The organism is Bifidobacterium tsurumiense, from assembly GCF_000741765.1.
Taxonomy (GTDB): Bacteria; Actinomycetota; Actinomycetes; order Actinomycetales; family Bifidobacteriaceae; genus Bifidobacterium; species Bifidobacterium tsurumiense.
Window position 1 is genome coordinate 62,346 of record NZ_JGZU01000009.1, and the last position, 14,280, is coordinate 76,625.

The following is a 14,280-nucleotide window of genomic DNA, read 5'->3' on the forward strand; positions in this document are numbered from 1 at the left end:
TGTGGACGCTGCAACAATATCCGGATGGCTGAAGCCTAATATTGAAGCCAACGAAGATCAGCGGATAAGGCATCGCGACGATGGGAGCTCATATGAATGCGAATAACGAGCAAGTTCTGGCGCTATCCTCTATCGAATTGCGCAGAAGACGTCGTCCTATTGTCCGCGATGTGAATATGCGAATAGAACGAGGGCAACGATGGGTGTTATTCGGTCCTAATGGCATCGGCAAATCCACTCTGGTTTCAATGATGTCGGCACGGTTGTTTCCGAGTGCCGGAACGGTGGAAATCCTCGGGAAACGACTCGGTACGGTTGATGTTTCGAGTTTGCGACCGCATATCGGATTGGCCAGTTCGGATCTCGCTGATGAGCTTCCTCCTATGGAAGACCCCTTGGATGTGGTTCTTACGGGATTGACAGGTACTGCCGGCCGTTGGAAGGAACTGTTTGAACGGCAGGAGCGCGAACGTGCGCTGCAGCTTATGGAGGAATTCCAAATCGCGTATTTGGCCGGAAAAGCCATGTGGCAGCTCAGCACTGGCGAGCGCACACGTGTGCTGATAGCGCGGGCGTTGATGAATGATCCCGAACTGCTTATTCTCGACGAGCCCACAACCGGGCTGGATCTGGGTGGCAGGGAGCGCGTTATGCGCACTTTGGGCAGGCTGGGGACAGAACGATCCAATCGTGCGGTGATTCTGGTCACCCATAGGCTTGAAGAAATTCCCGAAGGTTTCGATCATATCGCCATGATGGGCAGGATGCGCACCGAAGATTCTCAGGCCAGTGCGGCGGAGGGCTTTGCCCCGGATGCCCCTGATAATCCGGAACCGGGAACCATCGTGTACAGCGGTCCCATAGAAGAAGGGCTCAACGACGCCCGCCTCAGTTCTATGTTTGATATGCCGATCCAGGTGGTTCGCACAGGAAAGCGATGGTCTGCATTCGCACGATAGTCTTATGCTTGGCGTGACCTTTTGCCACAATGGTGCCGGATACGCGGGAGTCCATGAGGTCCGAAACGGACCGTGCGTGCCGATGTGCTGAAAGGATTGTTATGCCAAAACGTGGTTTGCTGCAGGCCGGCGAGAAAGTGCAATTTACCGATCGCAAGGGCAAACGCATAACCGATCAGCTGAGCACAGGCGGCAGCACACAAACCGAGCACGGGCTGATAATGCATGACGATATTATCGGCGGCACCGAAGGCGTTGTGGTCACTACGCGCACGGCGAGCAGGGAAGCGCAGATCAACGAGGTGCATCCAGAACGAGATGCCAATAAGCCTTGGAAGGCTTCGCGTGCCATAGGTGGTTGGCAATATGCGGTTATGCGACCGCGGTTGGCGGATTATGTCCTTTCCATGCCACGCGGGGCACAGATCATGTATCCGAAGGATATCGCACAAGTCATCCAGCTCGGAGATATTCGCAAAGGCATGCATGTTCTGGAATCGGGCGCAGGATCTGGCGCAATGAGCATCAATCTTCTTGATGCAGTGGGGGAGCAGGGCCATGTGACCACGATCGAAATGCGTTCTGAATTTGCGCATGTGGCTCGTGCGAATGCCGCTTTGTATTTCAACGAGGAACCCCAGTGGTGGGATGTTCTGGAAGGTGATTTTGATTCAGTGGCTGCAACCCTCGAGGCCCATTCCTTCGATCGGGTGATGCTGGATATGCTCGATCCGTGGAACAGACTTGAACAAGCCTGGCGGGTCATGGCGCCAGGCGGCGTTGTGGTGGCATATGTGACCACCACGACGCAAATGAGCCGTATGGCTGAATCGCTCAGACAATCGCAGCATTGGACCGAACCCGACATTTACGAGAGTCTGGAGCGAAGCTGGAAAGCGCAAGGGCTGGCGGTTCGCCCCGATCACCAGATGATAGGACATACGGGATTTCTGGTGATCAGCAGGGCCATGGCCGAAGGCTTCGATGCCCTGCGCAAACGTGAACGTCCCGCCAAAAACGCCGTTACCGATATCGACGACTTGACGGCCGAACAACGGGAAGCGCAGCTGGAAGAGCTTGAACTGCGTGATATCTCCGACCGAAAACTGCGCAAGGTGCTTCGCGATCTGGACCATCAAGTGGCATCCTTGCATAGGGGCGCGTAGATGCATTGGTGTAGATTCGTCAATACAGGCGTGTGTGTGCTGCGCATGCGCTCGCTGAATCGCGCAACGTTGCCAAAGTAGTTCGTGCGTCGTGTTCGCGTACGGAATCGAGCTGCGACAGGAGCTGGAGAGCATGGGAGTCAATATCGCAAAGGTGGCAAAAAAAGCGGCGCATTACCCATATGTGCTGATGGTTATGCGTCATGCCAAAGCCGAGGTGATGAGTTCTGGCGGTGACCGCGAGCGAGAACTCACTGAAAAAGGCCGCAAACAAGCGAAAAAAGTCGCCAAAGGAATTATCGAAATGGATCTGGTTCCGGATGCGATTTCCTGCTCCGGAGCCACCCGTGCCCAGCAGACCTTGGAACGCATGCTGAAGCAATTCGGTGACAAGCCTAAGGTGAATTACCGTCAGAGTCTGTATGAGGGCGGTATCGGTGCGTTGATGGACGAGATCACGCAGACCAAGTCTTCAGATCGCATTCTTATGATCGTGGGCCATGAGCCACGGTTTCTATGGCATGTCAATGGTTTGCCCAGTGAAGAATCTGAACCGACGAAACTGGATTTGTTGAATCTTGGGCTTTCCACGGCGTCGGTGGTGATTTTCGGATCCGAAACGCCCTTCAACCGGTGGACCACCCATGATGGGGAAGTGCTTGCAGTGATCAATCCCAAGGATTTTGACTGAGAGATTGCATAGTGCACATTCGCTGTGTTTCCAAGCCGCTTGCTGACATGAGGCATGCCGCTGACCAGTCGATTTTCCTCATATAAGCACGGTTTATAACGACACCCCAATTGACTTAATGCCCTTATCGCTGACTTCCTTTGGTACGCTGGGCGCATCATTTACGTCATCCTTGGGAGGTCACATGTCCGTGCTCACATCTGTATCCGGATTTCCGCGTGTCGGTCGCAATCGTGAATTGAAGCGAGTCATCGAGGCGTATTGGAAGGGAACTGCATCGCTCGAAGAGGTGCGCAAGGTGTCAGCACAATTGCGTGCAGAGCACTGGAAGCTCCAGGCGGATGCGGGCATTGATCTCATTTCCAGCAACGATTTCAGCTTGTATGACCAGGTATTGGATACTGCAATCCTGCTCAATGTCATCCCTCAGCGTTACCGTCGACTGGCTCTGGACAATCCAGAGGATACGCTGTTCGCCATAGGTCGAGGATATCAAGGGGAGAAGGGTGATGTGACCGCCCTGCCGATGAAGAAGTGGTTCACGACCAATTACCACTACATCGTCCCGGAAATCGATGAATCCACGGAAATCAAGCTCAGTGGATCCAAGCCATTTGATGAGTTCGAAGAGGCCAAGCAGCAGGGAATCATCACCAAGCCGGTATTGGTCGGACCTTATACCTTCCTCAAATTGGCTCGTGGATCCAAGGCTGAAGAACTGGATATTGACAAAGGTCTGGTCAACGCTATCGCCAATGCATACGCTGAGATCGTGAAGCGATTCGTCGAGCTTGGCGCGCAATGGGTGCAGTTTGATGAGCCGTATCTGGTTTTGGACAAGGAAGATGGCGATATTGCGCTCTTCAAATCGCTCTATGCCAAAATCCTTCCGGCTCGTGGCGGCAAGCTCAAGATCTTGCTCAATACCTATTTCGGACATATCGCCGACTGTTATGAGACAGTGAATCTGCTCGGTTTTGACGGCATTGGACTTGATCTGATCGAGGGACGAGATGACAATCTGGCAGCCGTAGATCGGTATGGCGTCACGGAAAATACCACTCTGTTTGCCGGCGTGGTGAATGGACGCAATATCTGGCGCAACAATTATGCGCAAAGCCTTGGTCTGGTAGAGGCTTTGCAGAAGAAAACCGATAAGGTCGCGGTTGCCACTGCATGCTCACTGCTGCATGTGCCATTCAGCACGGCCGGTGAAGAGGCACTGGGGCAGAATGTGCTCAAGCATTTCGCTTTCGCCGTCGAGAAATTAGGTGAGGTCAAAGACATCGCTCAGCTGGCTGAGGCTGATGAGCAGGCCAAGCGCGAATCGCAGGTTTTGGCCGAGAATCAGGAACTATTCGATGGCAGCCGTGTCAATCCGGACGCGGAGGTCCAGGCTCGTCTGGATGCATTGAACGAGAGCGACTTCGTGCGCCAGCCTCTTCGCGAAGAACGTCAGAAGGCGCAACGCGAAGCACTCGGATTGCCACTTCTGCCCACTACGACCATTGGATCCTTCCCTCAAACCAAGGAAATTCGCGCGCAGAGGGCGAAGTTGCGCAAAGGTGAAATCTCCCGCGAGGAGTACGAGCAGTTCATCAAGTCGCATATTGACGAAGTCATCCGCCAACAGGAGCAGATAGGCCTTGATGTGCTGGTGCATGGCGAATTCGAGCGCAACGATATGGTCGAATATTTCGGACAGCGGCTCAATGGATTCCTCTTCACCAAGAACGCCTGGGTGCAGTCCTATGGCACCCGTTGCGTCAAGCCTCCCATTGTCTGGGGTGACGTGTCCCGTGCCAACCCGATAACCGTCGAGTGGAGCGCCTATGCGCAAAGCCGCACTGAGCGTCATGTCAAGGGCATGCTGACGGGTCCGGTAACCATTTTGAATTGGTCGTGGCCTCGTGAGGATGTCTCCCACGAATACCAGACAAAGCAGCTCGCGCTTGCCATTCGTGATGAGGTGCTGGATTTGGAGGCAGCCGGCATCAATATCATCCAGATCGATGAGGCCGCATTGCGTGAAAAGTTGCCGCTTCGCCGCAGCGATTGGCATAGCCGCTACCTTGATTGGGCTATTCCGGCATTCCGTCTGGTGCATTCCGCGGTCAAGCCCACAACGCAGATCCACACGCATATGTGTTATTCGGAATTCAACGATATTATTCGCGATATCGACGCCATGGATGCCGATGTCATTTCCTTCGAGGCCTCTCGTGGTGATTTGGTGGTTCTGGACGCCATTCATGACGCCCGGTTTGAAACCGAGGCAGGTCCAGGCGTGTATGACATTCATTCGCCGCGTATTCCGTCGCAGCAGGAGATCGAGGATCGTGTTGATCAGATTCTGGCCAAAATGGATGTTTCCAAGGTGTGGATCAATCCGGATTGCGGTCTGAAGACACGGGGCAATGCCGAAACCTGGCCGAGTCTGTCGCATTTGGTCCGCGCAGCCCAGGCGGTACGGGAACGTTTGGGGAACTGAGCGACCATGGGTGTACCGCAGTTTTCACTCGAAGTGTTCCCGCCGAAGCGCAACGGTCCTGTGGGAACCATATACGATACTCTCGATGGCTTGGAAGGAGTGCGTCCCGACTTTATTTCCGTGACCTATGGAACGGGAAGATCGGCGGACCGCACTGCTACGGCAAGGATTTCGCATACGGTGCGTTCCGAATATGACATACCGGTCGTGGCGCATCTGACTGCACAGTATCTGGATGAGCAACAGGCCGACGAGGCATTGGACATGTTTCAGCAGGCTGGTGTGAAGGCCGTGCTCGCGCTGCGTGGAGATAGGGTAGAGGGCAGAGATCCGGCAGGAGTGTTCTGCCATGCCAGTGACCTTGTCGCGTATATTCGAAAAACCTGCCCGGATATGGACGTATTCGGCGCCTGCTATCCCGAATGTCATCCCGACGCTGCAAATCTGGATGAGGATATCGCTCATTTGAAAACGAAAGTTGATGCTGGCGCATCGCATCTGATTTCTCAGCTTTTCTTCGATAACGAGGATTTCCTGCGTTTTGTGGATAAAGCCCGGGCGGCAGGTATCAATGTGCCCATTGAGGCGGGGATTATGCCGGTCACCAATGCGGCTCAGGTGAGACGTATGGTGTCGATGTGCGGTGCTCGGGTGCCTGCTGGCATCACTGCCATACTGGATCGCTGGGGAGATGACCGCGAGGCCATAAAACAGGCAGGTATTCTTTACGCTTCGCAGCAAATAGCCGATCTGGTATCGCAGGGAGCGGATGGCGTGCATGTGTATACGATGAACCACCCTGCAACCACGAGGAAAATATGGAATAATGTATCTTCATTATTCGCGAATCGTTGAGATACCGCCTGTGGTGAGATCTTCTATGTGCTGTGGTGCGGATCCGATGTCAGGAATGCAGCATTGAGAGTCTGCTCAATACTGTGCCGCAACACAACGGCAATGATTCCCGAAAAATACCAAGAACGATGAATACGAAGGGCTGAGACAATCCAATGGAATTGTCTCAGCCCTTGTATTGTGGAAAGAGATGTAAGTCCTTGCGGATATGGTCGCAACCTACTGCGGATGGGGGGCAAACCCGATATACGGCTTGGACAGTGTGTGCTAGGGGCAATTGTGCGTCTGGAACTGTTTCTTATGCCTCATGCTGCTTCTGACGCCGTTACTGAGTCTGTCTGATTCCTATCGTCTTCTGGTACGTTGTTTTTCTGGCCGACGAACACCGGGTTTGCGTTCCTCATCGAATACGGGGAACCGTGTGCGAAGGAACGAGCGCACGGGCGGGATGACGGCAATAGCCACACCGAGCGCCAAAGCGATTATTACGGCCCATGAAGCCGCATCTTGTCGAGCAATCATCAGCACCAATACCAAGCCGATGCCAAGTATTCCGAGCAGCTGCTGGATTTTGCGCTGCCGTTCATTGAGTGCGTCATTGCGCATGGGCATTGTGCCCAAGATCAAGCCTATTATCAGTCCTGCAAGAGAGACTGCAATGATAATGACAATGCTGATGGCATTCATGTCGCTTCCTTACGCATCTTGCTCATCGGTATGCTCAGCACGGTTTCGCATCGTGCGATTGATGAGTTTGCTTTGCCCTACGAGGCTACCATATCGTTGTGCGCCCTCATTGTCAGCCATCTCCTCGTCGTGGGAAACGCCTGCGATTTGGGCGATGATGTGTTCATAGCTCGTGTCTTCGGTACGGTGGACTCCGATGATGTGTCCCTGCCGCAATACGACGATGCGATCCGCCACTGCGAACACATCGGGAAGATCATGGCAGACCATGAGCACGCATCGGCCTTCTGAACGCAAGCGCTTGATATAAGAAAGCACTTCCGCGACTTGCATAACCGACAGGGATGCGGTCGGTTCATCCAGCAAAATAAGTCGCGGATCATTCAGCAGGGTTCTTGCCAATGCGACCGTTTGCCGCTGACCCACTGACAATGCATTGATCGGCTGACCCACGCGAATTGACTCAGTCAAGGTCGCCAGCACTTCCCGCGCTTTGGAAATCATGGATTCGTCATCGCGAATGCCGGCGTTGTGTTCGAGTTCCTGTCCTAGGAAAAGATTGGCTGCAACATTGAGATTGTCACAGAATTCCTGATTCTGGAATACAGAGGCTATGCCCCTGCTGCTCGCATCGCGAACGCTCGTAATACGCACCTCTTCGCCCTGCATGATGATGCTACCCTCATTGGGTTGCTGCAGTCCGGCAATAACCTTGACCAATGTCGATTTGCCTGCGCCGTTGTCGCCCACAATGGCGACAACCTCCTGGGAGAAGAGATCAAGGTCAATGGATTTCAGCGCGTCGACAAATCCGAAACGCACGGAAATCCCTCGGAGCTCAAGCAATGGTGTGTTCAAATTCTTCATGCTCGTTCTTTCATACGCAATGACATCATCGACTTGGTTCAGTGGCGGTGAGCCGGCTATGTTCGGCATGATCGATCGCTAGGATCGCCGCGCCGATAGACGAACAGGATTCTGGATATTGCGCCTCGACCACCTCTATGGGGGTGAGTGCGCTGGGGAAAAGCATCCGTTGGAGCGATTCAGCGAACGGTTCTGTGAAGGTTGTTCCGGCCATGGCGAGTTTGCCGCCTACGACGACGATTTCCGGATCGACGGAAATGCATAGACTCGCAGCGACAGTGCCGATACGCACCGCCGCGTCCGCAATAACACGTCTGCAACCCGGATCGCCGGCATTCGCCTCGTTGACCAGGTCATCCATGGTCATTTTTCCGTGGGTGACGCTGAGCAACGAGACCAGTCTGAATTCATCAACTGCGGTATTGAGGCAACCTCGGTTTCCGCAACTGCAGATACTGCCCAAGGGGTCAACCTGAATATGGCCTATTTCACCTGCCAGACCGGTGACACCTCGCCATAGTTCTCCATGGGTCATGATTCCCGCGCCTACGCCATCAGTGGTGCGCACGTACACGAAGTCGCTATGGCCTATGCCTGAACCCATACGTGCTTCGCAGATCGCCGAAGTATTGGCTTCGTTCTCCACGATAACCGGAACGTTGAATGCATTGCTCAGGGGAGAAATGATATCGAATCCATCCCAACCCGGCAGAATTCCGGGAACAGCGATGGTATGGGTACGAGAATCCACGGGTGCGCTGACAGCAACTCCGATACCGGTGATTTCCGAAGCGTCGGCGCCGATTGAGCTGAGGGTTTCGTTGATAAGCACCATCGCACGTCGTAAGGTGGTGTCCGTTTTGTGGTTCAACGCGAGAGGCAGCACATGTTCTGCGAGAACGATTCGTGAATGGTCGATAATCGTCAGACGCAGATCATGTCGCTCTATGGACAGGCCGATGCCCAAGCCTTGGGATCGAACGAGAGCCACAAGGGTTGCTCTTCTGCCATTGCGCACGGTATTCTGCGTTTCCAGTTGGCCTTCATCAACGAGTTGGTGGACGAGATTGGACACGGTTGCCGTCGACAATCCCGTGGCTTCTGCCAATTCGATTTGCGTCATTGCACCGAATTTATGAATGCATTCAAGCAGATTGGAACGGTTTGCCTCGCGTAATGAGGTTTGGGAACCGAATAATCTTGCCATGCCCATAAGCATAACCCGACAGATCGCATTTGTGCCGGCGAGTCGTGGCACTGTGGGGTGTGGCAGCGCCTCGGAGCGCATGCCGCTGCAGTGTGATGTGCCGGACTTGGTGTCAGTGGACCCAGTATTGAGAACATGTTCTGAAGGTTACGGTTCAAAAGTCTCGTTATCTCATTGCCGCAGTCCTTGATGAGATCGGATCGGAGTATGGCGGGTGACGGGGGTGTAGCCATGAGTTGCATTTCAGCAGCCCGGCAGCTGATCATGGCCGTGCTGATAAGAAAACAAAGGGAAAGCGGCGGGTGTTGCATGTGCTCCAATTGTCATTGGCAACACACGCTTGCCATCGGCGACACCCGCTTGTCAGTGAAGGTATCCGTTTGTGAAAGATATGACGAGTTGAAGGTACGTGTTTGACAAATTGAAAGTGTGTATAAGCGAAAGTACGTAATAGAGATAGTGCGTCGCAACCATTGTTCCATGCGAGTGACTTCAATCCGCATAATTCACATGCTTGATCTGGTTCGTTTGCCGCACAACGCGTGAATTGCATCGTATATGACACGCCGAAGAAGGAATGTGAAGATGTGCAGCGGGTCTATAAACAGCGTAATATAGCGGTTTTTGGCATTGAATTTACGGATAAAACACAAAAACCCAAAAACAAAGGTTTTGAGTTTGACAAGTTAACGCAACAGTGTATGCTTAACACAAGAACCTCGGAATTTCCGTAGTTCCACAGGCAAAGAAGCCTGTATTTTCCTCTCAATGTCGAAGGAGAAGATATGAAGTTCACCAAGAAAGCCATTGCCCTCGTAGCCGGACTCGCCATGTGCATGGGTCTTGCAGCCTGCGGCGGTTCACGTAGCGGCTCAGCTTCCTCGGATTCCTCCTCAAAGTTGGAAGATGGCGCCACCATCGGCATTTCCATGCCAACGAAGTCGGAAGAGCGTTGGAACAAGGATGGAAACAACTTGAAGAAGAAGCTGGAAAGCGCAGGATACAAGGTCATCCTGTCCTTCGCAGACGACAAGCCTGCCCAGCAGAACTCTGATATTGAAAATATGGTTAACAACGATGCCAAGATCGTGGTCGTGGCATCGAAGGACGGCACCGCAGTCGGACCCGCAGTGGAGAAGGCCCACGACGCAGGTGCAAAGGTTATCGCATATGATCGCCTGATCATGAATACCGAAGCTGTCGACTACTACGCAACATTCCAGCTCGAACAGGTCGGTGTGCTCGAGGCGAATTATCTGATCGACAAGCTCGGACTGAAGGACGGAGCAACCGGTCCGTTCAACATCGAGCTGTTCACCGGTTCCCCGGATGACAACAACGCCAAGTACTTCTTCAAGGGTGCATGGGATCTGCTCCAGCCCTATTTCGAATCCGGCGTGCTGGTTTCCCCTTCCAACCACGGCGGCGGTGTGACCAAGGACTTCACGGTTGACGATTGGCAGAAGATTTCGGTGCAGTCCTGGAAGGCGGAACAGGCCCAGAAGGATATGGAATCCATCTTGGACTCCACCTATGCGAATGGTGAAAAGCTTGACGCAGTGCTCAGCCCATACGACGGCATCAGCCAGGGCATCATCAACGCCATCCAGTCCAAGCGCCCCGACATGGTTCCCGGCTCCGACACCTGGCCCTTCATCACAGGTCAGGACGCCATGGAAATCGCCGTGGCCAATATCTCCAAGGATATGCAGGGCGAAACCGTGTTCAAGAACGTGAACGATCTTGCAGACGCTGTCTATGACATGATCATCGAGATCGCCAAGGGTGAGGAAGTCACCGGCATCAACGGAGAGTTCAATAACAACAAGATTGACGTTCCTTCGAAGCTGCTGGATCCTCAGAACATCACCAAGGATAACCTCAGCGACCTCGTTTCCGCAGGATACATCACCCAAGAGCGGTTCGACGAGCTAACCAAGTAATGTCCGCGCTGACGCAGGCAATATAACGGGTGTGTGCGGTGCAATGCCACCGTGCGCACCCACCAACCAGCACACTGAATACGAGGAGTGATGGCATGTCTGATCAAGACACCATTTTGACAATGGAAAACATCACGAAGACGTTCGGTCCGGTCAAGGCTCTGACCAATGTGAACCTCGCTGTGGATCGTGGGGAAATACACGCCATCTGTGGCGAAAACGGTGCAGGCAAGTCAACTTTGATGAATGTGCTTTCAGGGGTCTATCCTTATGGGAGCTATTCGGGAACGATCACCTTCGATGGCAAAAAAAGCGAATATCATAATATCAATGATTCCGAAGCCGACGGCATTGTAATCATCCACCAGGAACTGGCATTAAGCCCCTTCCTCTCCATCGCGGAAAATATCTTCATCGGCAATGAACAGGCCAAAGGCGGCGTGATCAACTGGGACAAGACCCGAGCCGAAGCAAAGAAGCTGCTCGATCGCGTCGGTTTGCCAGAGGATCCCGATACCAAGATCATGGATATCGGCGTCGGCAAGCAGCAGTTGGTGGAAATCGCCAAGGCGCTGAGCAAGGACGTCAAGTTGCTCATCCTCGATGAGCCCACTGCGGCACTCAATGACGAGGATTCCGCTCACCTGCTTGACCTTGTTCGCCAACTTCGTGACGAGCATGGCGTGACCAGCATCATCATCACTCACAAGCTCAATGAGGTCGCAGCCATTGCAGACAACGTCACCATAATCCGTGACGGTTCCACAGTGGGCCAGATGTATGTGACCAAGGAAACGCCTTTGGATCAGGACGAGCTCATCCGCAAGATGGTGGGCCGTGAACTGACCAATCTATATCCTGAACACGAGTCCAATGAACCGGGCGAAGAGTATCTGCGCGTCAAGGATTGGACGGTTCATCATCCTCTGGATTCCAATCGCGTCATCGTCGACCATGCCAATATCTATGTCCGCTCCGGTGAGATTGTGGGATTGGCGGGATTGATGGGCGCAGGCCGAACAGAGATGGCCATGAGCATATTCGGACGATCCTACGGCTCGAATATCAGCGGTGAAGTGTATATCAAGGGCAAGAAGACAGAGCTGCATTCCGTGCAGGCTGCCATTGACGCCGGTCTGGCATATGCCACCGAGGATCGCAAGGTCTACGGTCTGAACCTGTTGCAGAATATTCGCGAGAACGCCTCGATGGCATCTTTGGAAAAGATGAGCAAATCAGGAGTTATGGACGACAATATCGAACGCAAGCAGGTTGAATTCTATCGCAAGGAATTCAATATCAAATGCCATGACATCGACGTTCAGGTCTCGACACTGTCTGGCGGCAACCAACAGAAGGTCGTATTGGCCAAGTGGGTGCTCTCCGATCCGGATGTGCTTATCCTCGACGAGCCGACTCGAGGCATCGATGTCGGTGCAAAATACGAAATTTACGAAATCATCAACCAAATGGCCGATGCCGGCAAGGCGGTAATCGTCATCTCCTCGGAGCTCCCTGAGCTCATTGGCATCTGCGACCGTATCTACACGGTCAGCCAGGGCGTAGTCACCGATGATGTTGACAAGAATGGATTCACCCAGGAATACCTGATGAAGGGTATGACGAAGGAAAAGGAAGTGGCAGCATAATGAGCTCTGCAACTGCAAATCCCCGCGCTAGTCGCAAGGAAGAGACCGGTGGTCTTCTCGCCACCATCGCCAACAACGCTCGGCAGTACGGCATCGTAGGCGCACTGCTCGTTATCGTCGTTGTCTTCCAGATTCTGACCAAAGGCGTTCTGCTCAAGCCGAACAGCTTCGTTTCGCTGATTCAGCAGAATGCATATGTGATCATCCTTGCCATTGGTATGGTGATGGTGATCATCGCCACTCATATCGATCTGTCGGTCGGCTCCTTGGTGGCGTTCATAGGCGGCGTGTGTGCACTGCTTATGGAACGGCAGGGCGTCAATTGGATGCTCGCCATTCTCCTCTCGCTGCTGGTAGGCCTCGTAGTCGGTGTCTGGCAGGGATTCTGGGTGGCATATGTCGGCATTCCAGGATTCATCACTACATTGGCAGGCATGTTGATATTCCGCGGACTTGCAACAGTTATCGTAGGCGAATCCGTGCCGATTACCTCGGATGCCTTCCGCGGCATCGCACGCAACTATCTGCCGAATATCCTGGGCTGGTGGGGACCATTCGATGGTCTGACCATAGTGCTCGGCCTGCTGTGCATAGCGGCCTTCGCATGGGGACAGCTGGCCAAGCGCCGCCGCGTGGAAAAGGTCGGACTGGTACCTGAGCCAATGACCCTGACCTTGGTCAAGATCGTGGTGGCTGCAGTCGTCATCGCCTTCGTCACCTACTTGCTGGCATCTTCCGGAAACGATACCCAAGGCGGAACGCCGATTATGTTGGTCATCGTCGGCGTACTGGTTGTTATATACAACTTCATTCTTACCAAGACGGTTTTCGGACGCCATGTCTACGCTGTCGGCGGCAACCGCAAGGCCGCCGTGCTCTCCGGTATCAATACCAAGCGAGTAGACTTCACGCTCTACATCCATATGGGCTTCTTGTCCGCGGTCGCCGCAGTCTGCATGCTTTCGCGACTTGCATCCGCAACCGCCCAGGCCGGCATGGAATTCGAGATGGACGCAATCGCAGCCTGCTTCATCGGCGGAACCGCAGTGACCGGCGGTATCGGAACCATTCCAGGTGCTGTCGTCGGTGCATTCGTGATGGGCGTGATCAACCAGGGTCTGTCCATCATGGGTGTGGACACCGCAATCGTGAAGACCATCAAGGGCTTGGTATTGCTGGTCGCAGTGGCCATCGACATCATGTCCAAGCGCAAGAAGGGTTGATAGCAATCCCTTGGGATGCTAAGACCTTGGGGTAAGAACAATTGAGCGGAGTCAGGCCGGTATCGGTCCGATTCCGCTCTTCAATATGCAATCATGGGTCATAAGCATGACTCAGCGGCAATGTGCACGTCAACTTCATATGCGATTGCCATAGCAGAAGGCTTTCAAGCGATAATACTGATTGATTCAAGGATGGAACATGACATTTACACCACGTCACAGGGCACGTTTATATGCATTGACCTCGTTGGCATGCGCCATTTGGCTGACACAAAGTTTGGTCGAAGCATATGATGACGGCAGCATATGGTCATGGGCCAATATCATATTCAGCCTGTGTTTGGCGGTGGTTATTGGTTATACCGCATATAACGCAGTGCATGATTGGAATGCTCCAGAACAAAGTGGGGATGCTTCAAACCAAACTGATTCACCGACTGCGCGACGTCGGTCTTTGAGCGCCTCAGAGTCTATGGATACGACTCTCGCTCCCCACAATGGTGCCTCTGACAGCAATAGCGAAGCCAAAAGCCGTTAAATTC

General features: G+C 53.4%; 12 protein-coding genes. 9 read left to right on the plus strand and 3 right to left on the minus strand.

Annotation, left to right across the window (positions count from 1 at the left end):
- The first annotated feature begins 80 nt into the window (after positions 1-80).
- The 5 genes from BITS_RS04500 (at position 81) to metF (ending at position 6,162) form a co-directional block, all read left to right on the plus strand.
- A complete protein-coding gene (locus BITS_RS04500; RefSeq protein WP_026641926.1) occupies positions 81-959 on the plus strand; it encodes an ABC transporter ATP-binding protein in 879 nt (292 codons plus the stop codon).
- Between the two features lie 101 nt (positions 960-1,060).
- The gene (locus BITS_RS04505; RefSeq protein WP_026641925.1) at positions 1,061-2,125 is read left to right on the plus strand and encodes a methyltransferase domain-containing protein; all 1,065 of its coding nucleotides are present in this window, start codon (positions 1,061-1,063) and stop codon (positions 2,123-2,125) included.
- A gap of 133 nt (positions 2,126-2,258) precedes the next feature.
- On the plus strand, positions 2,259-2,816 hold the full coding sequence (locus tag BITS_RS04510) for a SixA phosphatase family protein (RefSeq protein ID WP_044259504.1): 558 nt from the start codon (positions 2,259-2,261) through the stop codon (positions 2,814-2,816).
- Positions 2,817-3,000: 184 nt separating this feature from the next.
- On the plus strand, positions 3,001-5,307 hold the full coding sequence (metE, locus tag BITS_RS04515) for a 5-methyltetrahydropteroyltriglutamate--homocysteine S-methyltransferase (RefSeq protein WP_026641923.1): 2,307 nt from the start codon (positions 3,001-3,003) through the stop codon (positions 5,305-5,307).
- Between the two features lie 6 nt (positions 5,308-5,313).
- On the plus strand, positions 5,314-6,162 hold the full coding sequence (gene metF, locus BITS_RS04520) for a methylenetetrahydrofolate reductase [NAD(P)H] (protein ID WP_026641922.1): 849 nt from the start codon (positions 5,314-5,316) through the stop codon (positions 6,160-6,162).
- A 345-nt stretch (positions 6,163-6,507) separates the two neighbouring features.
- On the opposite strand, the gene BITS_RS04525 is transcribed toward metF, so the two are convergent.
- The 3 genes from BITS_RS04525 to BITS_RS04535 are packed head-to-tail and all read right to left on the minus strand — an operon-like array spanning position 6,508 to position 8,923.
- Positions 6,508-6,849: a hypothetical protein gene (locus tag BITS_RS04525; RefSeq protein ID WP_026641921.1), complete on the minus strand. Its 342-nt coding sequence runs from the start codon at positions 6,847-6,849 to the stop codon at positions 6,508-6,510.
- 9 nt (positions 6,850-6,858) lie between these two features.
- Positions 6,859-7,716, minus strand: coding sequence for an ATP-binding cassette domain-containing protein (locus BITS_RS04530; RefSeq protein WP_026641920.1), 858 nt, complete (start codon positions 7,714-7,716; stop codon positions 6,859-6,861).
- 25 nt (positions 7,717-7,741) lie between these two features.
- Positions 7,742-8,923 (minus strand): ROK family transcriptional regulator, encoded by a 1,182-nt coding sequence (locus BITS_RS04535; protein WP_026641919.1) that lies wholly within the window; start codon positions 8,921-8,923, stop codon positions 7,742-7,744.
- A gap of 785 nt (positions 8,924-9,708) precedes the next feature.
- Between BITS_RS04535 and BITS_RS04540 the strand changes: the two genes are divergently transcribed.
- The 4 genes from BITS_RS04540 to BITS_RS09705 all read left to right on the plus strand — a co-directional run bounded on the left by BITS_RS04540 (position 9,709) and on the right by BITS_RS09705 (position 14,276).
- Positions 9,709-10,866 carry a substrate-binding domain-containing protein gene (locus BITS_RS04540; protein WP_026641918.1) on the plus strand — a complete coding sequence of 386 codons (1,158 nt, stop codon included), beginning with the start codon at positions 9,709-9,711 and terminating at the stop codon, positions 10,864-10,866.
- A 95-nt stretch (positions 10,867-10,961) separates the two neighbouring features.
- On the plus strand, positions 10,962-12,515 hold the full coding sequence (locus tag BITS_RS04545) for a sugar ABC transporter ATP-binding protein (protein WP_026641917.1): 1,554 nt from the start codon (positions 10,962-10,964) through the stop codon (positions 12,513-12,515).
- Entirely contained in the window at positions 12,515-13,738 is a 1,224-nt protein-coding gene (mmsB, locus tag BITS_RS04550) for a multiple monosaccharide ABC transporter permease (protein ID WP_026641916.1), read from the plus strand. The genes BITS_RS04545 and mmsB overlap by 1 nt, the downstream gene beginning before the upstream one ends.
- 199 nt (positions 13,739-13,937) lie before the next feature.
- Positions 13,938-14,276, plus strand: coding sequence for a carbon starvation protein (locus BITS_RS09705; RefSeq protein ID WP_407712203.1), 339 nt, complete (start codon positions 13,938-13,940; stop codon positions 14,274-14,276).
- The last annotated feature ends 4 nt before the right edge of the window (positions 14,277-14,280 follow it).

Excerpts from the sequence above, each read along its gene's own strand:
- BITS_RS04500 (WP_026641926.1), top strand. The coding sequence starts at position 81 with ATGGGAGCTCATATGAATGCGAATAACGAGCAAGTTCTGGCGCTATCC.
- BITS_RS04505 (WP_026641925.1), top strand. The coding sequence starts at position 1,061 with ATGCCAAAACGTGGTTTGCTGCAGGCCGGCGAGAAAGTGCAATTTACC.
- BITS_RS04510 (WP_044259504.1), top strand. The coding sequence starts at position 2,259 with ATGGGAGTCAATATCGCAAAGGTGGCAAAAAAAGCGGCGCATTACCCA.
- metE (WP_026641923.1), top strand. The coding sequence starts at position 3,001 with ATGTCCGTGCTCACATCTGTATCCGGATTTCCGCGTGTCGGTCGCAAT.
- metF (WP_026641922.1), top strand. The coding sequence starts at position 5,314 with ATGGGTGTACCGCAGTTTTCACTCGAAGTGTTCCCGCCGAAGCGCAAC.
- BITS_RS04525 (WP_026641921.1), bottom strand. The coding sequence starts at position 6,849 with ATGAATGCCATCAGCATTGTCATTATCATTGCAGTCTCTCTTGCAGGA.
- BITS_RS04530 (WP_026641920.1), bottom strand. The coding sequence starts at position 7,716 with ATGAAGAATTTGAACACACCATTGCTTGAGCTCCGAGGGATTTCCGTG.
- BITS_RS04535 (WP_026641919.1), bottom strand. The coding sequence starts at position 8,923 with ATGGCAAGATTATTCGGTTCCCAAACCTCATTACGCGAGGCAAACCGT.
- BITS_RS04540 (WP_026641918.1), top strand. The coding sequence starts at position 9,709 with ATGAAGTTCACCAAGAAAGCCATTGCCCTCGTAGCCGGACTCGCCATG.
- BITS_RS04545 (WP_026641917.1), top strand. The coding sequence starts at position 10,962 with ATGTCTGATCAAGACACCATTTTGACAATGGAAAACATCACGAAGACG.
- mmsB (WP_026641916.1), top strand. The coding sequence starts at position 12,515 with ATGAGCTCTGCAACTGCAAATCCCCGCGCTAGTCGCAAGGAAGAGACC.
- BITS_RS09705 (WP_407712203.1), top strand. The coding sequence starts at position 13,938 with ATGACATTTACACCACGTCACAGGGCACGTTTATATGCATTGACCTCG.